18 protein-coding genes and 1 tRNA gene are annotated in these 23095 nt (G+C 63.3%); 9 read left to right on the top strand and 10 right to left on the bottom strand.

From position 1 onward, the window contains the following. Positions 1-35: 35 nt before the first annotated feature. The 3 genes from QAZ47_RS21655 to moaA form a co-directional block, all read right to left on the bottom strand. Positions 36-395 carry a hypothetical protein gene (locus QAZ47_RS21655; protein ID WP_278202713.1) on the bottom strand — a complete coding sequence of 120 codons (360 nt, stop codon included), beginning with the start codon at positions 393-395 and terminating at the stop codon, positions 36-38. Positions 396-506: 111 nt separating this feature from the next. Next, positions 507-1004, bottom strand: coding sequence for a hypothetical protein (locus QAZ47_RS21650; protein WP_278202712.1), 498 nt, complete (start codon positions 1002-1004; stop codon positions 507-509). Between the two features lie 54 nt (positions 1005-1058). Then, positions 1059-2054: a GTP 3',8-cyclase MoaA gene (gene moaA, locus QAZ47_RS21645; RefSeq protein WP_278202711.1), complete on the bottom strand. Its 996-nt coding sequence runs from the start codon at positions 2052-2054 to the stop codon at positions 1059-1061. A 195-nt stretch (positions 2055-2249) separates the two neighbouring features. Here moaA and QAZ47_RS21640 point away from each other — a divergent pair, with 195 nt between their 5' ends. Continuing rightward, complete coding sequence (locus tag QAZ47_RS21640) at positions 2250-2603, top strand: DUF971 domain-containing protein (protein WP_278074300.1); 354 nt, start codon at positions 2250-2252, stop codon at positions 2601-2603. A 193-nt stretch (positions 2604-2796) separates the two neighbouring features. Next, positions 2797-3408, top strand: a complete 612-nt coding sequence (locus QAZ47_RS21635; protein ID WP_278202710.1) for a pyridoxamine 5'-phosphate oxidase family protein — start codon at positions 2797-2799, stop codon at positions 3406-3408. Positions 3409-3420: 12 nt separating this feature from the next. On the opposite strand, the gene QAZ47_RS21630 is transcribed toward QAZ47_RS21635, so the two are convergent. After that, positions 3421-3873 (bottom strand): MarR family transcriptional regulator, encoded by a 453-nt coding sequence (locus QAZ47_RS21630; protein WP_278202709.1) that lies wholly within the window; start codon positions 3871-3873, stop codon positions 3421-3423. A gap of 47 nt (positions 3874-3920) precedes the next feature. Between QAZ47_RS21630 and QAZ47_RS21625 the strand changes: the two genes are divergently transcribed. After that, positions 3921-4829 carry an alpha/beta hydrolase gene (locus QAZ47_RS21625; protein ID WP_278202708.1) on the top strand — a complete coding sequence of 303 codons (909 nt, stop codon included), beginning with the start codon at positions 3921-3923 and terminating at the stop codon, positions 4827-4829. Between the two features lie 8 nt (positions 4830-4837). Here QAZ47_RS21625 and QAZ47_RS21620 read toward each other — a convergent pair whose 3' ends face one another. Further along, positions 4838-5239: a rhodanese-like domain-containing protein gene (locus tag QAZ47_RS21620; RefSeq protein ID WP_278202707.1), complete on the bottom strand. Its 402-nt coding sequence runs from the start codon at positions 5237-5239 to the stop codon at positions 4838-4840. A gap of 403 nt (positions 5240-5642) precedes the next feature. Here QAZ47_RS21620 and QAZ47_RS21615 point away from each other — a divergent pair, with 403 nt between their 5' ends. Further along, the gene (locus tag QAZ47_RS21615; protein ID WP_278202706.1) at positions 5643-7514 is read left to right on the top strand and encodes a murein L,D-transpeptidase; all 1872 of its coding nucleotides are present in this window, start codon (positions 5643-5645) and stop codon (positions 7512-7514) included. Between the two features lie 73 nt (positions 7515-7587). Here the strand turns inward: QAZ47_RS21615 and QAZ47_RS21610 are convergent, their stop codons facing one another. Then, a complete protein-coding gene (locus QAZ47_RS21610; RefSeq protein WP_278202704.1) occupies positions 7588-8337 on the bottom strand; it encodes a lysozyme inhibitor LprI family protein in 750 nt (249 codons plus the stop codon). An 84-nt stretch (positions 8338-8421) separates the two neighbouring features. Continuing rightward, complete coding sequence (locus tag QAZ47_RS21605) at positions 8422-8676, bottom strand: PepSY domain-containing protein (protein ID WP_278202703.1); 255 nt, start codon at positions 8674-8676, stop codon at positions 8422-8424. Positions 8677-9081: 405 nt separating this feature from the next. Between QAZ47_RS21605 and QAZ47_RS21600 the strand changes: the two genes are divergently transcribed. Together QAZ47_RS21600 and QAZ47_RS21595 are read left to right on the top strand one after the other, a co-directional pair. Then, a complete protein-coding gene (locus tag QAZ47_RS21600; RefSeq protein WP_278202702.1) occupies positions 9082-10863 on the top strand; it encodes an adenylate/guanylate cyclase domain-containing protein in 1782 nt (593 codons plus the stop codon). A gap of 119 nt (positions 10864-10982) precedes the next feature. Then, positions 10983-15323, top strand: coding sequence for a cytochrome P450 (locus tag QAZ47_RS21595; RefSeq protein ID WP_278230659.1), 4341 nt, complete (start codon positions 10983-10985; stop codon positions 15321-15323). Positions 15324-15341: 18 nt separating this feature from the next. Here QAZ47_RS21595 and QAZ47_RS21590 read toward each other — a convergent pair whose 3' ends face one another. Beyond that, positions 15342-16028, bottom strand: coding sequence for a Crp/Fnr family transcriptional regulator (locus tag QAZ47_RS21590; RefSeq protein WP_278202700.1), 687 nt, complete (start codon positions 16026-16028; stop codon positions 15342-15344). A gap of 606 nt (positions 16029-16634) precedes the next feature. On the opposite strand from QAZ47_RS21590, the gene QAZ47_RS21585 reads away from it, so the two are divergent. The 3 genes from QAZ47_RS21585 to QAZ47_RS21575 all read left to right on the top strand — a co-directional run bounded on the left by QAZ47_RS21585 (position 16635) and on the right by QAZ47_RS21575 (position 22123). Continuing rightward, the gene (locus QAZ47_RS21585; protein WP_278230658.1) at positions 16635-20306 is read left to right on the top strand and encodes a S8 family serine peptidase; all 3672 of its coding nucleotides are present in this window, start codon (positions 16635-16637) and stop codon (positions 20304-20306) included. After that, positions 20299-21822 (top strand): MBL fold metallo-hydrolase, encoded by a 1524-nt coding sequence (locus QAZ47_RS21580; RefSeq protein WP_278230657.1) that lies wholly within the window; start codon positions 20299-20301, stop codon positions 21820-21822. Before QAZ47_RS21585 ends, QAZ47_RS21580 begins: the two co-directional genes overlap by 8 nt. Positions 21823-21952: 130 nt before the next feature. After that, a complete protein-coding gene (locus tag QAZ47_RS21575) occupies positions 21953-22123 on the top strand; it encodes a hypothetical protein (RefSeq protein WP_181177192.1) in 171 nt (56 codons plus the stop codon). An 85-nt stretch (positions 22124-22208) separates the two neighbouring features. Here the strand turns inward: QAZ47_RS21575 and QAZ47_RS21570 are convergent. Next, positions 22209-22283 (bottom strand) — tRNA-Val (locus QAZ47_RS21570). 121 nt (positions 22284-22404) lie between these two features. Further along, positions 22405-23085, bottom strand: coding sequence for a phosphoglycolate phosphatase (locus QAZ47_RS21565; RefSeq protein ID WP_278230656.1), 681 nt, complete (start codon positions 23083-23085; stop codon positions 22405-22407). Positions 23086-23095 lie beyond the last annotated feature (10 nt).

Raw genomic sequence — 23095 nt, 5'->3', positions numbered from 1 at the left:
ATCGGTCGTGGCCCGGCTTGCAGGAAAACAACGCCCTATTTCTTGGGCGTCAGCGTCTCGGTGCCGTTGCCGTCCTTGCCGGCGATGGTCCAGAGCCCGTGCAGCGAGCCGTCGTCCTCCACCTTGTAGACGACGAGGCCGATTTCCTTGCCCATCACGTAGCCCGCCGAAAAGGCGTTGTCGTTGCGCATGCAGATGCCGTCCGAGGTCGAGCCGCCGGTTTCCCAATGGATGGTGCAGGTCGTCTCGCTGGTCAGCGTGATGGTTGCCTCACCGCCGTAAGACGAGCCGTCGAAATTGGTGCCGGAAACCGTGTAGGTACCGCCGATCGACTGGGCGGCGGCCGGTACCGAAGCAACGCCAAGCATTGCAAGTGTAAGGATCAATTTGCGCATGAGAATCCCCCTGGATACGAAAATCGCGTCCGGAGGCTAGGCCGGAACGGACCGACGGCAAATCGGGCGGGGGCGGCGCGGTGGGTTTATTTTCAGCGCGTCGCGTATGCCTCAAGGGCCGCGCAGGCTGGTCGCGATGGCGCCTGTCAGCGGATCGTATTTCGCCTTGAGCGATGAAGGATATTCGATCCAGACGCTGCGGATGACGCCGTCCTTTCCGAACAGGCGCCGTTCGTAAAAGACCTTGTCGCCCTTGATGCCGGAAAGCACCGCCCAGTTCTTGCCGATCTTGTTGTAGGTGATCTTGTAGCCCGGCCCGGTGTTGGCCTTTTCGTCGGCGACGAAGCCCTTCGGCGTGTCGTTGTCGATGTTGTAGATGCCGGAGCAGGTCAGGCTGGCGCCGTCGGGCGCGCTCCATTGCTGCCCGTCGCCATTCTCCGGCTCGGCTTCGGTTATGCTGAATATTTCGTCGGGAAAGGTGCAGGAGGTGCCAAAGCGCGCATTGACGTAGGTGAATGGCTTCGCGATGGCAGCAGTAGTGACGATCGCCAGCAAGGACGACAAAGCGATCGCCAGAGGCGCGCCCCGGGTAAGGTGAAGACGTTTCATGGTGCCCCCAAGGTCAGTGACCGGGGGTGATCCTGCACCAAATCGGAGAAAAAATCAGCCGCCGGTGACGCTCATATGGCGTGACACCGATGGGCGGCTGGTGCGGCGGTCGATGACGAAATCATGGCCCTTCGGCTTGCGCCCGATTGCCTCGTCTATGGCCTCGCCGACCAGCTCGTTGCTTTCGGAGGCGCGCAACGGTGCCCTCAGGTCGGCGGCATCCTCCTGGCCGAGGCACATGTAGAGCGTACCAGTGCAGGTCAGTCTCACGCGGTTGCAGCTCTCGCAGAAATTATGCGTCATCGGCGTGATGAAGCCGAGCCTGCCGCCGGTCTCGGCGACATGGACATAGCGGGCAGGGCCGCCGGTCTTGTAAGGGATGTCGGTCAGCGTGAACTGGCGCTCGAGCGAGGCGCGCAACAGCGACAGCGGCAAATACTGGTCGGTGCGATCGGCGTCGATCTCGCCCATCGGCATGGTCTCGATGACGGTGAGGTCCATGCCGCGGCCGTGCGCCCAACGCAGCATCTCGGGGATTTCGGCGTCGTTGAAGTCGCGCAGCGCCACGGCGTTGAGCTTGACCTTCAGGCCCGCGGTCTGCGCGGCGTCGATGCCTTCCATGACCTTGCCGAGATTGCCCCAGCGGGTGATTTGGCGAAACTTGTCGGCGTCCAGCGTGTCGAGCGAAACGTTGATGCGCTTGACGCCACAGTCGGCGAGCTCGGCGGCAAAGCGCGAGAGCTGCGAGCCGTTGGTGGTGAGCGTCAGCTCTTCAAGGGCGCCGCTCTCCAGATGGCGCGACAGCTGGCGAACCAGATGCATGATGTTCTTGCGCACCAGCGGTTCACCGCCGGTCAGCCTGAGCTTCCTTACGCCCTTTTCGATGAAGACGCTGCAGAGCCGGTCGAGCTCCTCGAGCGAGAGCAGATCCTTCTTAGGCAGGAAGGTCATGTCCTCGGCCATGCAATAGGTGCAGCGGAAATCGCAGCGGTCGGTAACCGACACGCGCAGATAGCTGATCGTGCGACCGAAGGGGTCGATCATGTCCATTTGCAAGCGTTTCCCGTAGCCTGAGCGGCGTCGTTATATATCGCTATGTGATACGATCCGGTTCCGCATTCAAGATAGAAGGTCTTGATCTTTGGTAACATCCCCCGACCGACATTGCGTGTCGGCTGCCTTCTATGGCCTTTCCGCACCGCGCGAAGCGGCGTAGGGAATGGGGAAGCCAAAGCAGGACCAGACATGACCGCGCCGAAGGAACTGAGGGTCTCGAAAGACCGCAAGCTGCTCACCGTGACTTTTCCCGGACATCAGCCGTTCGAATTGCCGGCGGAGTTATTGCGCGTTGCCTCGCCCTCGGCGGAGGTGCAGGGCCATTCGCCCGAACAGCGGGTGACCGTGCCCGGCAAGCGCAACGTGGCGATCCTCAAGATCGAGCCGGTCGGCAATTACGCGGTGCGCATCACTTTCGACGATTTCCACGACACCGGCATATTCACCTGGAACTATCTTCATACGCTCGGGCATGAGAAGGACGAGCGCTGGGATGCCTATCTCGCCGAACTGGCCGAGAAGGGGCTCAGCCGCGATCGCTAGCCTGGCGCCAAGACGTCCAACTTCAGCGGTTGAAGCAGGTCGCCTGAAAAAGGATTTCACGCGACCTGCTTCAATTTTTTGCCTGAGCACGTCTTTGTCCCGAAACCGGACCCGCTTTCGGGAGACATGCTCTGGCTGTCGTCAAAGCGTCATGGATATCGAGTAGCGCCGGCAAAAGTCAGGAGGCGAAAAGATGTCGCTCATCACTTCGGTCGAACAGCTCGAAGCCCTTTACGGGCTGCCCGGCCAGGCCTCGATCGTCAAGGAACTCGACCATGTGATTCCCGAATATGCCGCCTTCATCGAAGCCTCTCCCTTCGTGGCGCTGGCGACCAGCGGGCCGGAAGGGCTGGACTGCTCGCCGCGCGGCGATCTCGCCGGCTTCGTGCGCCTCGTCGATGAGAAGACGCTGATTATGCCCGACAGGCGCGGCAACAACCGCGCCGATTCGCTGAAGAACATCATTCGCGACCCTCGCGTCGGGCTGCTGTTCCTGGTGCCGGGCTCCGGCACTACGCTGCGCGTCAACGGTCGCGCCCATATCACCACCGACGCGGAGCTTTGCGCGTCCTTTACCGTCGACGGCAAGCCGGCCCGGTCGGTCACCGTCATTTCGGTCGACACCGTCTATTTTCAGTGTGCCCGCGCCATCGTGCGCTCGGAACTCTGGAATCCGGCAAAGCATATCGACCCGAAGTCGCTGCCGACGCCCGGGCAAATCCTCGAGATCACGAGCCGCAAGAACATCGACGGCGAAACCTACGACAGGGAGTGGCCTGAGCGGGCGAAAAAGACGATGTGGTAAGGAAGGGGCCGTTCAGGCTTCCTTCAAAACCTCGGCGATCTTGCGCATCTGTTCGCCGATCATGTCGCACTGTTCCGGCGTCGACTGGCTCATCGCCTTCTCGATCAGCGCCATGTGCACCTTCAGCGCCCGCATCAGCAGGGCCTCGCCGGCCTCGGTGAGGTTCAGTCGCAGCACGCGCTTGTCCTTCTCGTCGCCCTCGCGGCGCAGCAGGCCGCGGGCTTCCAACTGCGGCAACAGCATGGTGATGTTGGAGCGGCCGACCAGGAGCTTGCGGGCAAGGTCGTGCTGCGACATGCCGGGATGGCGGTAGAGGTTCATCAGCACGTCGAGCTGCGCCGGCTTCAAGTCGAGCGGCGCGAGTTTTACCGCGAGCGTGCGCTCCAGCACATGGCAGGCGCGCGCCACCGCAACCCAGTTGCGAAAGCGCGGATTGTCCCAGGGCAGCTCTTGCTTAATGTTCATGTTTGAACTATTATGTTCATGCTTGAACGAATGGATGGACCGCCACTATGGCATCATTTGGGTTGAAGGTCATCCGGGGCGTCTTTGGTGCGGCCGAGCGTGTCGCCCCGCGTCTCAGCGGCCGCGCCGCGTTCGAATTGTTCTGCCGCACGCCAAACGTCAAATCCTTGAGCGATGGCGAGCGCCGCGCCGTCGAGCGCGCTGCCGGCTTCATGGCCGAAGCGCGCCATCACAGGCTGAAGACGAAGACGGACTGCGTTGCGGTGCACGAGTTCCGACCGGAGCCGGGCAGGGGTTCCCGCGGCACGGTGCTCGTCATCCATGGCTGGCGCTCGCGCACCGAATATATGCGCGCGCTGATCGAAGGGTTTAGCGGCGCCGGCTACAAGGTCGTCTCGCTCGACCTGCCCGGACACGGCCACTCGCTCGGCCGCCATCTCAACATGGTGAACGCGGTTGATGCGGCGCGAGTAGCCGGCGAATGGTTCGGCCCATTTGCGGCCGTGGTCGGCCATTCCTTCGGTGGTGCGATCGCTGCCAACGCGGTCGCGGCATCGGTCAAGGACGTGCCGCCGCTCTCGGCCGAAAAGCTCGTGCTGATCGCGGCTCCAAGTTCCTTGCCGGCGATCTTCGACGACTTCAGTCGGATGATGAATGTCGGGCCGCGCTCCCAGGTCGCCATGGCGGATCGGGTGAGGCATCTGTCGGGTCGGCCGCTCAGCGAATTCACTGGCGACCGCCAGCTTGCCGAGGCGCCGGTGCCGACGCTCGTCATCCATGCGCCGGACGACCGCGAAGTCCATGCCGATCACGCAAGGCGATATGCGGGAGCCGGCAATCATGTTCGCCTGCATTGGGCCGAAGGGCTTGGCCACCGCCGCATCCTTGCCGACAAGGATATCGTCGCGCGCGCCGTAGGCTTCGTGACGGAGCAGCACGAATCGACGCTGCATTAGTCGGCGGATCAGTCGGCTTTCTTCTTCTGATCAGGCTCGACCGGCAGGCCGGCGGCCTTCCAGGCGGTGTAGCCGCCAAGGATGTGCTTGACCGGCGTAAGGCCCATGTCCTGCGCCGTCTTGGTAGCCAGCGCCGAGCGCCAGCCGCCGGCGCAGAAGAAGACGAATGTCTTTCCCGAAGCGAAGAACGGCTTGTGGTAGGGGCTTTCGGGGTCGATCCAGAATTCGAGCATGCCGCGCGTCACATGCTTGGCACCGGGGATCTTGCCGTCACGCTCGACTTCGCGGGGGTCGCGCAGATCGACGAAGATCGTGCCGTCATCCTCCAGCAGCCCGGCCGCTTCCTCGGGCGACACGACCTCGATCTCGGCATTCGCCTCGTCGAGAAGTTCGCGATATCCCTTCTTCACTGCACATCCTCCAGACCGTGGCTCGAGGCCGCCGGAATTTCGATCACAAAGACCGTGGTTTGTCACGCCTTGGCCATTGCCGCACAGGGCGGCCGTCGAATCCGCCGGTGATTCCCGCTTGACGACAGTTCCACTCGAAACGCCGCCGGCGTACCTATGTGACTTTCTCGCCTGTCGGCAACGCCACGCCTGATTGTCCCGGATGTCGGAACACTTGGAACGGCCTGCTCGTTTTAAGTCTCACAAGGATGTGAAACTGTTCTGCAACACGGCCGTGGAAATTTATGGAAGCTTAACGAAATCAGTATGAATCGGTATAGTCGCGCCTTACATCCGCCATGCGGAGGGCGGGACCGTCTAGCGGCGCGGAACGGGAAACCGGTTCAACCGGTGCGGGTGAAGCATGAAAATCCTCGGGAACAAAAAGGCAGTCATGCCGATCGCAATCGCGGCTGCACTTGCCTTCGGGCAGCAGCCGGCGAGCGCGCAGGGCCTGTTCGACATGCTGTTCGGCGGCGGCATCCGGCATAGCCCCGAAGGAGAATTTCCGCCGCCGCCGAAGCCGCGCAAGATGCAGCCCGGCGCGGGCGGCGGCGTCAGGATTAGCAGCCCGACCTACAACACCTACCGCGCCGACAAGCTCGTGCGCGTCGACTTCAAGTCGCTGCTGCCGGCCCCGCAACCGGCGACCGCGCAGGACGCAGCCTTTGTGCCGTCCGTGACCGGAAGCGTGTTTCGCGATGCGCTGGCGGGCCTGAACGACTATGAACTCTTTGCCGAACCCGATATCGCCAAGGCGCTGATCGCCTATTACTCGGCCAATCCGGATTTCATCTGGGTGACGGGGGATGCACCCAACAGCAGGGCGCAGGATGCCGTGCGGGTGCTTGGCGAGGCTGCGAGCTACGGCCTGACGCCTGCCGACTACTCCGTCGATGTTCCGGCGACCACGGCTTCCGCGACGCCCGAAGAGCGAACCAAGGAACTGGTCCGCTTCGAGATGGCCCTGTCGGCGCGCGTGCTGCGCTATGCCCATGACGCCCAGAGCGGCCGCGTCGACCCGAACCGCATGACCGGCTACTACGATTTCCCGGCCAAATCGCTCGATCTCGAGGGCGTGCTGAAGACGCTGGCGCATACCCAGGAGGTGCGCACCTACCTCGAATCGCGGCATCCGCAGAACCCGGAATACCAGGCGCTGCGGGTGGAACTGGAATCGCTCCAGGCGAGCGAGGAGAACGAGATCGTCGTCGATCCGAAGCTGCTGCTGAAGCCCGGCGAAAGCAGCCCGGAACTGCCCAAGCTTTTGACGCTCATTGCCCGCAATCTCGATGACGAGATGGGCGGCGACTATGGCGCGGTCCTTGCCAGGCTCGGCAAGAGCGAGATTTACGATCCCGAACTGGTGCCGGTGATCAAGGCGGTGCAGCAGCGGGCGGGCATGAAGGGCGACGGCGTCATCGGCCCGCGCACCGTCGCTTCGCTTGCCGGAACATCCAAGGCCGACAAGATCGAGAAGGTCAGGGTCGCGCTCGAAGAGTTGCGCTGGCTCCCCTCCGACCTCGGCAGCCCGCGTGTCTTCATCAACCAGCCTGCATTCACGGCGAGCTATATCGACAATGGCGAGGAAAAGCTGAAGACCCGCGTGGTCATCGGCAAGGTCACCAACCAGACCGCCTTCTTCTACAACCAGATCAAGCAGGTCGATTTCCATCCCTATTGGGGCGTGCCGCAGTCGATCATCGTCAACGAGATGCTGCCGAGGCTGCGCGGCGACCCAGGTTACCTCGACCGTGCCGGCTATGAGGTGACGGATTCCAGCGGCAGGCGAATTCCCTCGGCTGCGGTCGACTGGGGCGCCTACGGCGCCAAAGTCCCGTTCAGCGTGCGCCAGCAGCCGAGCGAGGCCAATGCGCTCGGTGAGCTGAAGATCCTGTTCCCCAACAAGCATGCCATCTACATGCATGACACGCCGCAGAAGTCGTTCTTCGAACGCGACGTGCGCGCTTTGAGCCACGGCTGCATCCGCCTGCAGGACCCGCGCGGTATGGCGGCCGCGGTGCTCGGCACTTCCGTCGACGATATCGCCGAGAAGCTGAAGCACGGCCATTCGACGGAGAATGTCACGCGCGTCATCCCGGTCTACGTCGCCTATTTCACCGCCTGGCCGGACATGTCCGGCAAGGTCGAGTATTTCGACGACGTCTACGATCGCGATTCGAAACTGATGCAGGCGCTGGACGCGACCGAAGCCGTGCGTACGCCGTCAAGCTGAGCGATTGATGGGCGCCGAAAGCCGGCATCGCGCCCTGCAAAAGAAGCGCCTGCCCGGCATTGCGGCAGGGTCTTCAGGCGCCGCCGCATAGATGCTGCGAATCGGGCAGGGTCCATGTGCCCTTCCCGGCGAGATCGACGCCGTAATAGACCCTGCCGCGCAGATCGCCCTGCGGACAATCGCGCGGGATCGAGATCAGACACATGACGACCGGATCGCCGACTTTGGCGCTCGCCAGCCCCGGCTCGCGGTCGTAGGACACCGCGGTTCCGCCATTCGTGAATGTCGCAGCGCTTCCGGCTTCCGGACCGGCGGTTGCCAGCGGATCGTCGCCCAGCCTCGTCGTCAGCGTCGCGATATGGGTGATGCCGCATCCGCCGATCGACGAGGGGAGGGGCTGATCGGCCGGCTTGGGCGCCCGTGCCGCCATGTCGAGCGCCTTTTTGCCGATCAGGGCAATGTTGTACTCCTCAACCCAGGAAGGCGCCGTGCCATAGGTCTGCAGCGCATTGTTCTGGGCGCTGACGATGCAGGCGGCCTCCGCCTTGCAGGTATTCCGGTCCGCGATCAGCTGTCTGGCGATCTTGCGCTTGTCGCCGCCGAAGGCGGGTTCGAAACTGTTGAAAGCCTTGGTGACGAGCACATCGATTGCCGACAATTGCGGGTCCGCGCATATCGCCTTCTCAGCAGGCAATTCAGCCTTCCGGCAGTCGAAGGACGGCCCGTCTGCCCGCGCCGGCTCCGAAGTCGATACGCCCAGGATCAACGTGCCCAGGACCGACGCCGGGGCAAGCCAGAAAACCACCCTGATCGGGAAACGCATATTCTCCTCCGCCGTGCGGCTTTCAAAGCATCAATCTATGCAGGAAGCCGTCCGTACGGAATGGCTGAACAGCAAGCACCGCGCTTACTTCGGCTCGCCGGTCAGCGGATCATAGGTGATTTCGACCTTGGCTTTGTCGGTCGTGTAATAGGTGACGGTATAGCCGTCACTGCTCCAGTCGACCTCCTTCACATATTGGAAGTCGTTCCGCTTCTCGACCTTGGCGACGATTTCCGAGAGTTTCTTGGCATTCTGCGGCGGCAACGTCTGCTCGGCCGCGAAAGCCGACCCGCCGACAAGGAAGAACGCGATACCGCTCGCCAAAACAACAGCGCGCATGACTGCCCCTCAATCTCGTGTTGGCACAAGTGCGCTGGAAAACTCGGATCCCGGCCTGTTGGTTCCGCCACAGGGCAACAACGCCTTGCTCCACGCTCGTTTCGCCGCAACCAGCGGCACCTTCATTCGCGAAAGCTGAAATAATCAAACCCACGAGATTCCAATGTGTAAGGAAGGTTCCGCGACCTGATGCTTCAGGTAATAAACGGCTAACCATGGATCGGGCCGAAGACGCGTTCCATTAGCTATTCGTGGTAGAGCTTTTGGCAAGACCCTGTTAGAGTTCCAGACAGGGTGGCAACGGCGCGCCGAGCCTGCCGAGGATTTTCCGTTGGCAAACGGCGAAGTGTTTTGAGAGCGGAAGTCGCCTGTTCTGGACCGTAAACAGGGACCGAGGGCTCAATCATGGCTGAACGGAACTATACCCGTCAGCTTGCGACAATCATTTCTATCGACGCCGTGGGCTTTTCGCGGCTGATGGGCATCGACGACGAACGCGCCGTCGCGGCCTTCGAGGAAAGGCGCGATATCATCACCGACAGCTGCGGCGCCTTTGGCGGCCGCACATTCGGCGTTGCCGGCGACAGCATCATGGCCGAATTCGGCAATCCGATCGAAGCCTTGCGCGCGGCCTTCGATTTCCAGGATCGGATCATGGCGCTCAATGCCTCGGTGGGCGAGGAGATGCGCATGCCGTTCCGGGCCGGGATCAACACCGGCGACGTCATCGTCCGTGAGGGCCGTCTCTACGGCGACGACGTCAACATCGCCGCCCGGCTTCAGGAATTCGCCCCGCATGACGGTCTCGCCATTTCGGAGACGACCTGGCACCACGTGAAGGACAAGACGGCGGCGGTCTTTACCGACCTTGGCGAGTTCATGCTGAAGAACATCGCCTTGCCGGTACGCGTCCTTATCGCCGGGCGCGGCGGCAATGGCGCGGCGATGGCGGCTCCCCTGGCCGCAATCCCCGCCGCTCCCGGGCATTACAGGCCCTTCGCAAAGGGACCGCCGGCAATCGCGGTGCTGCCGTTCCAGGGCGACGGAAGCGAGCCTGATGTCGGCTACATGGCCGACGGCATTGCCGAGGATATCATCTACGGCCTGTCCAACACCCGCTGGCTTTCGGTGATCGCCAAAGGATCCAGTTTCCAGTTCCGCGACGACAGCCTTGGAACCAGGCTGATCGGCAATGCGCTTGGCGCGCGCTACATCGTCGGCGGCACGCTGGCGCGCAATAGCGGTCAGATACGGCTCAATGCCTCGCTCACCGATACGTCGAACGGGCGCCTCGTCTGGTCGCAGCGCTTCGACCGCGACCTCGTCGACATCTTCAGCCTGCGCGACCAGGTCGGCAGCGAGATCGTTTCGATCCTCGATAAGGAAGTCGACCGGGCCGAGCAGGTGCGCACCTTCCAGGTGCCGTGGGAGAGCCTCGAGACCTGGCAACTGGTGCGCCGCGGCCGCTGGCACATGAACAGGCGCACGCGCAAAGACACCGAGATCGCGCTCGAATTCTTCGACAAGGCCTATCAGGAGGATCCGAATTCCAGCGCCGTGCTGAACGAGCTGGCCTGGTGGTATTTCTGGCGGGCATGGCTCCGCTTCGGCGACAGCGACGACCTGGACAAGGTCGAGGCATTCGCGCGCAAGGCGCTTCTGATGGACAGCCTCGACGCGCGGCCGCACGCCTACCTCGGCGCGGCCGACATCATGCGCGGCAAGCCGGCATCTGCCGCCGATCATCTCGCCGAGGCGATCCACATCAATCCGAGCTTTGCCTTCGCGCGCTCGGCGATGGGCAGCGCCCACCTGCTGCTCGGCGATGCCGCCGGCGCAATCCCGTACTTCCTCGATACCGAGCGGCTGAGTCCGTTCGACCTTTACCGCTTCCATAATCTGGGGGAACTGGCTGCCGCATACTGCTTCGTCGAAGACTGGCCGGCGGCAATTGCCGTTGCCGACCGCTCGCTCAATCTTTCGCCGGGCTATTTCTATGCCAGGTTCCTCAAAATCGGCGCCTTGATACGGAGCGGCCGCCGCGACGAGGCCGAACGGGAACTCGCCATTTTCGCGACCAGGCATCCGGATTTCTCCGAGCAGAGGATTCGCTGGATACCGTTCGTCGATCCCGCGAAGAACAACTTCCTGATCGCGAATTTCGATCGGGCCAAGTCCATTGCATGATCGCTGGGATCGAACACGGACGACTGTGAAAAAAATCACATACGCCGGACCGAAGCAAACCTAGGCCATGAGGTCGCCGGCATCTCAATGATGTGGACAGCCGGGGGGCTCGAACGCGCATGATCAAGTGGAAGTATTTCAAAGGCATACGCGAGGCCCAGAAAAAGCAAGGCCCCGTGTCGGCAATGCCGCCATTCGACATCGAACGGCTGCGCAAGAAGGGGCTGTCCGCACGCATAGCCAAGTTCCTTATGGAGGATCATCCGCGTTGGTGGCTGGCCTTGCTGCGGCGCTTCCATCCGAACCTCGCCTTCGGCCGCAGGTTTCTACTCGTCACCAAAGGGGTAGACGTCCGCGACATACTGGAGCGCGGCGACGAGTTCGAAACGCCTTACGGGCCGGAAATGACCGAGCTGGCGAGGGGATCGAACTTCATCCTCGGCATGCAGGACAGTGGCGCCTACCGGCAGATGAAGTCCGCCGTGCTTAGCGCCTTTCCGCCGTCGGAAGTCGAAGCCAAAGTCAGGCCGATCGCCGAGCGGCATTCGCGCGCTATCATGACCCGTGCCAGCCCCGGCTTTGATGCCGTCGCCGGATTGATGAAGATCGTGCCGGTGCGCATCTGCCGCGACTATTTCGGCCTCGACATCGACGACGAGACCGAATTCGCCGACTGGTCGATCGCGCTCAGCGCGCTTTTCTTCTCCGATCCGTTGGCCGACGCCACCACGCGCCAGCTCGCGGTCGTCGGCGGCGATCGCCTGATCAAGGTCATCGATCGTTCGATCGCCGCGATCAGGAGCCGGCGGGAAAAAGACGACCGGCCGCTGGCGCGGCTGGTCGCCCAGCTCGATCAGAAACGCCTGTCGCTGCCCGACATACACTCCATCATGCTGGGCATGATCGCCGGCTTCGTCCCGACCAACGTGCTCGCCGGAGGTAATTGCCTGGACGTGATCCTGTCGCGCGCCGATGCCCGGCAGGCCGTCGATGCGGCGCTTGCCGAAAACAGCATCGACAGGCTCGACCGGGCGATACTCGAAGCCATGCGCTTCAAGCCGATCTGGATCGGACCCTGGCGCTACACTAGGCGCGACGCGGTCATCGGCCAGGGCACGCGCCGCGAACGTCTGGTAAAGGCCGGAACGGTCGTGATGCCGGCGACACTGTCGGCTATGTTCGATCCGGAAATCGTACAGCGGCCAAACGAGTTCGACACCTCGCGGCCGCATCGCGACTACATGGTTTTCGGTCACGGCATCCACTTGTGCATCGGCGCCGAGATTGCCCGCATCCAGATCGGCGAATGCCTTCGCGCCCTGTTCAGCAAGCCGAAGCTCGATCGTGTCCGGGGCAGGGCCGGCAAATTGGGCTATATCGGCGCGTATCCGGCGAGCCTCAAAGTCGATTTCGAGCGCTCGCCGCTTTGCCGCACGGTCGCCCAGTCGATGGTGACGGTGGTCTGCCCGATCAACCGCGCCGTGCCGCTGGATGTCGTGCGCAGCAAGGTCGACGCCCTCGGCAATCCGGCCATCGACGAGATCAAAGACGCGCTCAACGGGGTCGGCACGATTCATTTCACCAGCCTGGCCGTCGCCGCCACCGGCAAGGACGAGAAATCGGGCCTGGAGACCGGGGCACTTGTGTTCGAGATGTCCGGCGACGGCAGCACCGATGACGTCATCGGCGCCGTCACGCAAGCCATGGGCCACCGGCTGCGGCCGATCTTCAGGGACGCGTGCGGCTTGCGGGACGGTGGCTCGCTGGAGGGTTTCCTTAAGAAGCGTCACATCGAAATATCGCCCTCTTTCGGCAGCGCGGCTGGGCTGGTCTTTTCCGGAACTCCGGGACACTCCGTCCAACGCATCAAGGCTGAGCAGGATCTGTTCGAAGCGGTGCGGGGCGTCGTCGAGCGACCGCGCAGCGGCATAGGCGATGCTCCCGCGGTGCTCGCCGAGGCGCGCCAGCATTTGCGGTTGCTGGAAACGTTTTCTTGGGCATTCGAACCGGCCGAAAGTTTGCTGGAGAGACCGGCAGGCAGCTGGCCTCGAGCGTTTGGCTCGACGTTCCTTGCGCCGCCAGTGTTTGTAAGCGTCATCGCGCTCTGGCTCGGCTGCGCCTGGCTGACCTATGCGAAGGTGTTCGAGGATCCCGCTGGGTTCAACATCCGCAGCATCTTCATCGCCGGCATCTCGCTGTTGCTGAGCGCGCTTGGAATACTGGCATCCGCTGCACTCCTGCTGGGGCTCTGCTTCTGGGCGCTGCGACACCTGGAGGACAAGGATCGGCCGGAGACCGCGTCGATCGACATATCTACCCTGAAAGAGATCCTCGCCAAGGAGGACCATGCGGCGCAAAACAATCTGACCGCGATTTCGACGATGAAGGCCGGCACCTTGAGACGCCTGGCGCTCAGGCTTTCCTTTTACCTGATCTCGATAGGGGCGCAGAAAGCGTTCAGGCCGGGCTTTCTCAACACCATCAACACTATCCATTTCGCCCGTTGGATATTGCTGCCCGGCACCGACAAGCTGATGTTCTTCTCCAACTACGGCGGCAGCTGGGAAAGTTATCTCGAGGACTTCATAGCCAAGGCGGCGCCTGGCTTGACCGGCGTTTGGAGCAACACCAAGGGCTATCCGCGCACGCGCTGGCTGTTTCTCGACGGCGCGCGCGACGGCGACCGCTTCAAGCGCTGGGCACGGCGCCAACAGGTGCCGACGCTGTTCTGGTACTCGGCCTATCCCGACCTCAACACCAGGCGTATCCGCATCAACTCCCGGATAAGGCGCGGCATTGCATCAACTGTCGGCAATGAGGCTCGCGACTGGCTGAGCCTGTTCGGTTCGCTGCAGCGGCCGGCGGTCGAAAAAACCACGGTTGAAAAGACTACCTCGCTACTGGCCAACATCAATTCCGCCTTCCCGACACCTCTCGAACAACAACTGGAGACCGGAGAGATCCAGACCATCTTCTTCGGCCCGTTGGGTGCGCTTGCCAGAGGGCATATGCTGGCGATCCAGGTGCCGGACAATCTGCAGGCAGGGGCGCGCAAGGCGTGGCTGGATTTCGTGCTCAAGCGGACAACCTTCGGCGACGGCGTGCCGGCCGATCGGGCCATGATCGTGGCCTTCGGCCCTTGCGGATTGAGGCACCTGGGCCTGCAGGGCAATGTCGACGACGATCCGCTGGAAACCTTTCCAATCGCTTTCCGGCACGGCATGGGCAACCCCGAGCGCAGCCGCATCCTCGATGATACCGGTGGCGATGGCCCGGAAAAATGGGAATGGGGCTCGCTCGATAAGCGCATAGACGCAGTCCTGGTCTGCTACGCCAGGACGGAAGAAACACTGGAGCCGGACGTAGCCGCCGTGAAGCGAGAGACGACAGGCGCCGGAATGACAATCGTCGCCGAACTGCCGCTCATCGTGAATCGCGAGCCGAAGAAGGGTCCCGCACCCTCACGTGCCGCAAAGAAGGACGGTGAGGCCGCTAAAGATGCCACCAAAAATGACGGCAAGCCGCAGCGCGAGCGCGCCTATGAGCACTTCGGCTTTGTCGATGGCGTTTCCCAACCGGTCATCCGGGGCACGTCGCGCGCCAACAAGGGTGTCGCACCGATGCATCTCGTTGCGCCGGGCGAGTTTCTGTTCGGCTACCGCGACGAGCACGGCTTTTATCCGGCCTCTCCTTCCGTCTCGGCCTCACAGGACCAGACCGGCATCCTGTCGCAGGTGCGCCGCAGCCGCCAGATTCCAGGTCTGCCTCCGCCGCCGCGCGACTTCGGCCGCAACGGCTCCTTCCTCGTCGTGCGCCAGTTCGAGCAGCATGTCGATCGCTTCAACGACTATTGCGCCAAGGCTGCCGCGAGCACTGCGGGCGAGACGAAAAACTCGGCCATCACGCAAGACTGGGTTGCCGCCAAGATGCTCGGCCGCTGGCAGAACGGCAGTTCGCTGGTGCGCAATCCCGACCGCCCGGGCCGTGCCGTAGACAATGATTTCGCGCTCGGTGCCGAGGATCCGCAAGGACATCATTGTCCTCTGGGTTCCCATGTACGCCGCTCCAACCCGCGCGATTCGCTGGGGGAGGATCGCGAGACCCAGATTCAGATCGGCAAGCGCCACCGCATCCTGCGCGTCGGCCGCACCTACGAGAAAAAGAAGAGAGGTGGAAAGGTCGAAAAAGGTCTGCTCTTCATGTGCCTCAACGCCGACATCGAGCGCCAATACGAGTTCATTCAGCAGACCTGGGTTTCGTCCACCTCGTTCCAGGGGTTGGTTGCCGAGAAGGACCCGATGATCGGGACGCAGGAAGGCAGCCGTGGCCGGTTCTCGATCCCATCATGGGAAAAGGTCACGGTCCTTAAGAACATGCCGCAATTCGTTACCACGAAGGGCGGCGGCTACTTCTTCATGCCGAGCCGGTCCGCGCTGCGCTACCTGATTTCGCGACTCTGATTCGGGGGCAGAAGCCGCTCAGTCGTCGTCCTGCGATTCGGCGATCTGGTTCAGCGCCGCGGCATTGGTGATGCGCAGCCCACCACGCTTGATGGCGATCATATGCCGGCTGCGCCAGTCGTTGAGCGTCTTGTTGACCGATTCTCGCGTCGCGCCCAGGAACTCGCCAAGTTCCGATTGCGAGATCGGGACCCAGCCGGCGGAATCGGCCATGACGCCGCTGAGGAACACCAGCCGCTTCGCCAGGCGGGCCTCGATGCCGAAGAAGGCCTGGTCGCCGAGCTCGCCGCTGACCCAGCGCAGCCGTGTGCACAGGAGTTCGATCATGGCGCGCGCCAGTGACGGGTTTTTTTCAATGCGATCAAACAGTTGCGTTCGGCTGAGCGAAACCATCTCGCATGCGGTGAGGCAGATCGCGGTCGCCGTGCGCGGGCGTCCGTCCAAGGCGCCGATCTCGCCGACAAGGCTGCGCGAGAGCTCGATATTGGCTACCAGCTTCTGCCCGCCCGGCGAATAGAGCGAGATTTCGACGGTGCCACTCATCACGCCGTAGATGCGGTCGGATGGATCCTCCTGCACGAACAGGTGCTGGCCGGCGGCATAACGTTCGACCTTGCAGCCGCCGAACAGAAGATCGAAATGGCGCGGATCGATCCGCGCCAGACGCGGCAGGGCGCTCCTGTCGTCTGCGCTGGCTTGGGACATGATGCGATTCCGCCTCTCGTTGAGCGGAAATTGTATGATAAGTGCATGCTCGATCAAGGCCTGGTCTCCTTTCGTTGCTGCTCCAGCGGCACGACGGACATTTGCCAAGTTCGAGCGCCAGACGTGTGTTGCCGGCGGTAAGATAGCCGGCAAGCTTTTCCTGCGATGAGGAGACCGGAGCGCGCTGGCGGACACGAACCGATCTTCGAAACGCCGTCCGCGCGCACGGCGGGAGGTAACCGACGCGCGCGGACAGCAAATCTGAAAATGGCTAGGTGATCGAAATTCCCTGCCGAGGACCGACCCACTTTCAGGCCCGGAAGCCCATTCGAGGCCGTGCGTTGAAGCAGAAGCCAGTGCCACCCGGTGCAATATTTGTGCGCGAAGTTCGCCCCGCGTATGTGAAGGCAATCACAGAGGCGCCTGCCGGCCGGCGCGATTGTCATTTGCCGAATGTATATTTCGGGCGCCAAGCATGTTGGCGCGGAAAGACAATCGGCCGGTTTCCTAGTTGGCAAACAGAACGATCGAAGCATGGTTTGGGACCTGGCCTGACTGCAGCTGACGGCCAACACCATGATTCCATTTGTGGGGGAGGGGTGTGCGATGGCGGCGAGGAGGCTTCTGATCAAGGTCAGCGGCGACGGCGCTGGGTTTGCGGCGCAAGGCAGGTCACTTGGCATGGGCGGCATCGACGTCGAACCGATCCTGACCCTGCCGCCAGATGCGCCGGGCGCAAACCTTGGCGCTGCCGCCGGTCGCGGCGCGACCTGGCTGCGGGTTTCCTCCACGGCGGCAGGTTCGGACAATCCTTGGGACGATGCCCATAAGTTGGTGGCCCGCGGCGGGGGTTTCGCGGCGGCCGGCGACGGTGTCCTGGCGGTCGAACCCGACATCGTTCAGCATTGGGACTACAAGAACAGCAGCGGCGACCGCGGCATGGCGGCCAGCGCCAGTCCCGCCTGCACCTTCGACGACCAGGATCCGAGCGGCGGGCAGGCGACAAAACCAGGCGTGGTCGCCTGGAATGCCGGTCCGGCCTTCAGCCAATTCACCGATGCCCGCAACAAGGTCGGCGCCAAGCAAGCCAACATCACCATCGCCCATCTCGATACCGGCTTCGACCCTGGCCATCGCACCTTGCCGGCCGGACTTCTCGCGGCCAAGCAGCGTAATTTCGTCGACGACGGCACCGGGCCGGACAACGCAACCGATCATGCGCCGGCCGGCGCGCTCGCCAGCAATCGCGGCCATGGCACCGGCACGCTCAGCCTGCTCGCCGGCAACAGGCTCGATGGCACCTCGCCGAATTGGCCAGGTTTCACGGATTTCGTCGGCGGTGCCCCGCTGGCAAAGATCCTCCCGGTGCGCATCGCCGACTGGGTGGTGCGGCTGACGACGGGCACAATGGTGCAGGGCATCGACTATGCGTGCCGGCAAGGCGCGCAGGTGCTGTCCATGAGCATGGGCGGGTTGACCTCGCAGGCATTGGTCGACGCCGTCAACCTTGCCTATGACAACGGCGTGGTGATGGTTACCGCGGCCGGCAACAACTTCACCCTCACACCGCGAAGCATCGTCTTTCCCGCCCGCTACAATCGCGTGCTTGCGGCGTGCGGCGTCATGGCCGACGGCCGCGCCTATTCCGGCCTGAGCTTGGGGACCATGCAGGGCAATTATGGGCCGGCCTCGAAAATGGCGACGGCGCTTGGCGCCTACACGCCGAATGTGCCTTGGGCCGAGATCGATTGCGCCAAGGTCGTCGACATGGATGGCAACGGCACTTCGGCGGCGACGCCGCAAATCGCCGCCGCCGCGGCGCTTTGGCTGGCCGAGCACTGGGACGTCGTGAAGAACTACTCGCAGCCCTGGATGCGCGTCGAAGCCGTTCGCCACGCGCTGTTCACCGCGGCGGCGAAGTCAACGCCCAGGATGAGCGCCGCCGAAACTCTGCAGAAGGCGGGGCAAGGGGTGTTGCGCGCAGATGCCGCGCTGCTGATCATGCCGCTGATCGAAAACCTGCTGAAAGACAAGAAGCTGCCGCCGGCCAAATATTCCTGGGGCTGGCTCGATCTCATAGTCGGCGGCGACAACGCCTTGGCGCCCCTGTCGCCTGCGGAGCTTCGGCACCGGAAGATGCTGGCGCTGGAACTGACCCAGATGGCGCAGAGCGTGGCTTCGGTCGATCAGGCGATCGCCGAGCCGGAAGGCGATCCGGACACAATCTCGTCCGCGGCGCGCAACCGCTACCTGGAAGCGGCGTTGGACGAGGGCAATCCCTCGAAGCCGCTGCGGGCGTTCCTGGAAGACAGGCTGGGAAGGTCGGCCCGACCCGTTGCCGCCGCGGAGCAGGCCAACGCGCCGCCGATCAAGCGCAAACCGCGCCCGGCGACGCCGCCAAAGCGACGGCTGCGTATCTACGCGCTCGATCCGTCGGTGGCAAAGCAGCTCGATTCAGTATCGGTTTATCAGGCGACGCTTTCCGTTCCCTGGGACGACAAGCCCGCCACCGCCGAAGCCTTGGAGGCTGGTCCGGTCGGCGAATACCTCGAGGTCGTCGACGTCGATCCGGCGTCCAACTGTGTCTATGATCCGGTCGACCTCAACGAAAAGACCCTGCTCGCCCAGGACGGCCTGACGCCGTCGGAAGGCAATCCGCAGTTCCACCAGCAGATGGTCTATGCCGTCGCCATGACCACGATCGGGCATTTCGAGCGCGCGTTGGGACGCCGCGCGCTGTGGGCTCCGCACTATCCTGAAAGCCCCGGCCCAGGCGGCGACATGACCATGAGGGCTTGCGAAGTGCCGCGGCTGCGCATCTACCCGCACGCCCTGCGCGCGCAGAATGCCTATTACAGTCCCGAAAAGAAGGCCCTGCTGTTCGGCTATTTCCCGGCCGAGAGCAAACAGGACGATGTCACCACGCCGGGCACGACGGTGGTTTCCTGCCTGTCGAGCGACATCATCGCCCACGAGATGTCGCATGCGCTGCTCGACGGGCTGCACCGTCGCTTCCAGGAGGCGTCCAACCCCGACGTTCCGGCCTTCCACGAAGCGTTTGCCGACATCGTCGCCCTGTTTCAGCATTTCAGCCTCAGAGAGCTGGTCAGCTTCGAGATGGCGAAGGTGCGCAGCGACGTCTCGGCGGCCTCGCTGCTGTCGGGCATCGCCAAGCAGTTCGGCGAAGGCAGCGGCCGCGCCGGGCCGTTGCGCGACTACAGCGCGAGCGACCTCGACTATGACAAGACATTCGAGCCGCACAAGCGAGGCTCGATTCTGGTCTTCGCCGTCTACCAGGCGTTTCTGGCCATTATCGACCGGCGCATCCAGGAGATCGTACGCCTGGCCACGGGCGGAAGCGGGGTGCTGCCCGCCGGCGCGCTTCACCCAGGCCTGGTCGATCGCCTCACCGAGGAGACCGCCAAGGTCGCGCAGCAGATGCTGACGATGTGCATCCGTGCGCTCGACTACTGTCCGTCCGTCGACATCACCTTCGGCGAGTATCTGCGCGCGGTGATCACCGCCGACATCGACGCCTTTCCAGACGATCCGTTTCACTACCGCCTGGCCTTCATGGAGTCCTTCCGCAAGCTGAAGCTTTTGCCGCGCGACGTGCGCACGATTTCGGAAGAGACGCTGGCCTGGAGCCAGCCCGACGATCCTTCGCCGCCCTGGCTCAAGGGGTTGTTGAACGGCATCGACATGGGCTGGAACCAGAAGCTCGACCGTTCCGGGATATTCAACCTCAACGAGAAGAACCGTTACAAGCTGTGGACGGCCATGCGCGAGCGCTTTGCCTCCGATCCCAAGCTCTACGAGCAGTTCGGCCTGCTGCGTGATCTGCCGCGCTACAAGCAGGACGGCAGCCTGCTGCACGAAGCGAAGAAGGGCGAGACCACCTTCGAGGTGTTCAACGTACGACCGACCCGCCGCGTCGAACCAGACGGCTCGTTCCGCACCGAGGTGATCGTCGTCATTCAGCAGCGGGTCCCCGTTGGTTTCGACGGCAAGCCGGTGTTGGAGGGCGTGAAGCCCGGCGATGGCTTCTTCTGGTTCCGCGGCGGCGCGACGATCATCATCGATCCGCGCGAACATCAGGAGGAAATCCGCTATTCGATCATCAAGAACACCGGCAGCGCCGAGCGGCGGGAGCGCCAGGCCAAGACCGTGAAGGCGAACTACCTGTCGCCGCTCAGGGCGCTTTATTTCGGCAGCGAGGTCTCGGAGCCCTTCGCCCTGCTGCACGCCAGCCACGGGGAGGACGACGGCGATGCCTAGAAAGCCGGCGACAAGAAAGAAGCCGCAAGCGGGAGCGGCCGCCACGCCCGCATATGCGCCGGCCATCACGGTTCGCCACTATTGCCAAGGCATCGGCGACTGCCATCTGCTGAGCTTCAAGAAACCGGACGGCTCGCCCTTCCGCATGCTGATCGACTGCGGCGTCCATGTGTCGATCAAGGGCGGTGCGGCGCTCGTCGGCGACATCGTTGCCGACCTCAAGAAGGAGACAGGCGGCAAGATCGACGTCCTCGTCGTCACTCACGAGCACTGGGATCACGTCTCCGGCTTTCTGACCTCGAACGCTCTGTTCAAGGACTTCTCCGTCGGCGAAGTGTGGATGGCATGGACCGAGAACGCCGACGATCCGCAGGCGGCCGAGCTCGACAAATTCAAGGCCCAGGCCCTGTCCGCGCTGCAGGGCGTCAGCCAGAAGCTCGAGGCAGCGAGCGCCTTGACCCCGTATATAACCGGCCTCCACGACGGATTGCAGGCTGTCCTCGGCTTCCAGTTCGGTGCTGCGGGAGAAAGGGTTCGGGCGGCGCGCGACGCGGCGGCGAAACTATCGTCGAAACCTCCGCTCTATTTCGAACCAGGCGGGCCTCTGCCTTCGATCGGCGACATGCCTAACCTGCGCATCTATGTCCTGGGTCCGCCGCGCGACAAGGCGGCGCTGCAACTCGAGGAAAAGGCGAGCGAGATGTATCCGCTCGCCACCGGCGGCGCATTCGCGCGAGCCCTCAAGGCGGGTCTGGCCGTCAACGAAACCGACGAGGGGAGCTATCTCGACGAGCTCAGCCCGTTCAAGAGCGGCATCGGCACGCCGCTGTCGGTGGCGCTGGACGGCGCCGACGGGGAGAAGGCGAAACGCGGCGTCGAAACCTTCATCCGCAAGCACTATTCCGGCCCGGTCTTCGGCCCGTCGAGCAACGAGGATCCCGACCAGTCCTGGCGCCGCATCGATGCGGACTGGATGGGGATTGCCGCGGACCTCGCCCTGCAGCTCGACCGCGGCGTCAACAACACCAGCCTGGTGCTCGCCTTCGAATTCGTCGACAGCGGCCGGGTGTTCCTGTTTCCCGGCGACGCCCAGATCGGCAACTGGCTGAGCTGGAAGGACCTGAAATGGCCGGTCGGGCAGGCGACCGTCACCGCGGCCGACCTGCTGGCGCGCACCGTCTACCTGAAGGTCGCCCATCACGGCAGCCAGAATGCCACGCCGAACAAGCAGGGCCTCGACCTGATGATCAGCCCGGATCTTTCAGCTTTCATTCCCACCAACAAGCTGGACGCACTCAACGTGCACTGGGGCGAGATGCCTTACGACGCCATCCTGACCGCGCTCGAAACCAAGACCAAAGGTCGGGTCATCCGCGCCGACGATGCATGGTTGGCCGATGCGAACGGGAAGCCTGCTTTTGTCTCGCCCTCAGGCTCGATCCTGGCGGTGCGCAGCGCGCCGCGCGATGCGGCTCGCGGGGCGGGCGGACTGTGGGTGGAGGTGGATTTGATATGAGGAGCGTCGACACCAGCCGCTCCAGGCGCCGGGTTCCGCAACTCGCCGATTGCGGAAAATCGAAAACCGATTTATGGAGCGCTCGGCTGATTGAGGGCGGCCATCTATCTTCATCTCCATAGGTCGCCCCATGCCCGATGAATTCTCGCGCATAATTGCCTTTCTTGCGGTGGTCATGGCCCTGCTGTTCGCGGGGATTCATTTCCATCACGGCAACATCCTGGCCACGCTCTACTTCATGACCGGAGCCATACTGGTGACGGCGGTGACGCATTTGAACGTGCGCCGAGGGCTGATCTGAGCAGCCGCTTTGGCGCCAGCTACGTCCAGTACGAATTCAAGGAGTTCGTCGCAGCCAGATCATCCAACTCCATCAGAGGGTTGGATGGTGGGCGATGCAGGGATTGAACCTGCGACCCCACCCGTGTGAAGGGTGTGCTCTCCCGCTGAGCTAATCGCCCGCTCGTTGCCCGAAGGCCGAAGCGAGCCGCGATATAAGGGAGGCGGGTGCGCGAAGTCAAGGCAATGTGCCGACGATCTGCGATGATCGAGTTTGCCGGGTCTCGGCGGGCTGGAAAAGCCTCAACGCGCCGCCGCCATCAGCCTTTCCGCCAGCTCCGGCGTCAGCGTGTCGAAATGCGAGATCACCAGCGTCGGCTCGAACTCGCGCACGTGGCGGTCCGTATAGCCGAAGTCGACCGCCACCACCGGAATGCCTGCCGCCTTGGCGGTGTCGATGTCGGTTTGCGAATCGCCGACCATCACGGCGCTTTGAGGATCGCCGCCGGCCAGCTTGATCGTCTCGGTGAGGTGGCGGGGGTCGGGCTTGCGGAAGGCGAATGTGTCCTGGCCGCAGATCGCCGCAAAGTAGTCGGCTATGCCGAGCGCGCCGATCAGCGCCACCGAATTCGCCTCGTATTTGTTGGTGCAGACCGCCATCAGGTAACCGGCCGCCCGGAAGCGGTCGAGCGCCGCGACGACGCCGGGGTAGGGGCGCGACTTGCCTGGAATGTTGAGCGTGTAATGGTCGAGGAAGAGTTTTAGCAGCCGGTCGTGCTCTTCCGCCATCAGCGCCTTGTTCTGCGCGGCATGCGCGCGCTCGATCATGACGCGGCCGCCATGGCCGACGAAGCGCCTGAAGCCGGCCTCGTCGACCGCGGCAAGTTCCCCGGCCGCCAGGCTGTGGTTGAGGCTGTCGAGCAGGTCCGGCGCGGTGTCGATGAGCGTCCCGTCGAGGTCGAACACGATGATCGGTCGGGTCATGGCCAGTCCT

The organism is Mesorhizobium sp. WSM4904 (assembly GCF_029674545.1).
GTDB lineage: Bacteria > Pseudomonadota > Alphaproteobacteria > Rhizobiales > Rhizobiaceae > Mesorhizobium.
This window is presented reverse-complemented; position numbering and strand designations above follow the sequence as displayed.